The 571-nt window shown below is 67.8% G+C and carries 1 protein-coding gene and 1 pseudogene; both read left to right on the plus strand.

The annotated features are described in order from the left end of the window. A pseudogene (locus A5646_RS29295) lies at positions 1-176 on the plus strand (hypothetical protein); the annotation flags it as partial. A 222-nt stretch (positions 177-398) separates the two neighbouring features. After that, the coding region (locus tag A5646_RS30310; protein ID WP_197505083.1) for a hypothetical protein at positions 399-571 on the plus strand (173 nt) is incomplete at its 3' end.

Consider the following 571-nt stretch of genomic DNA (forward strand, 5'->3'; position numbering starts at 1 on the left):
GCGCCCTGCTGTTCGGCAAACTGCTGCCGGTCGGGGTCGGGGTCGTGGTGGGCGCCGTCGGCAACTACCTCGCCGGCAAGAAGATGATCCGCAACGCCGGCCGGGCTTTCGGCACACCGCCCGTGCGCTGGCCCCGCGCGCTGCATCTGGTCCCCCCGGTCCACGAAGCCGGCTAGCCGTGATCGCAAGCGCGGCCGTGGCGATCGCAAGCGCGGCCGGGCTAGCCCCCACCCGGTGCCCCGGTCAGCCTGGCGGATCGGCGGTGAAAGGTTAGCCTTTATAGGGCGGAACAATGGGTACCGCCATGGGTATGAGTGTTCGGCCATCCGGGGCCGACAAGGGTGCAGGCGCCGCGGGAATGCGCCTGCGAAAAAGAAGGATTGAGGCGAACTGCGGTCGTGAGCAACATAAGTTCACCGTTCGGGCAAAACGAATGGCTGGTCGAGGAGATGTACCGCAAGTTCCGCGACGACCCCTCGTCCGTCGATCCGAGCTGGCACGAGTTTCTGGTCGACTACAACCCCGAGCCCGCCAACGAGCCCGCGCCCACCGCCCCGACCAGCGGTGACGG

The organism is Mycobacterium sp. 1245499.0 (assembly GCF_001673615.1).
Lineage (GTDB): Bacteria > Actinomycetota > Actinomycetes > Mycobacteriales > Mycobacteriaceae > Mycobacterium > Mycobacterium europaeum_A.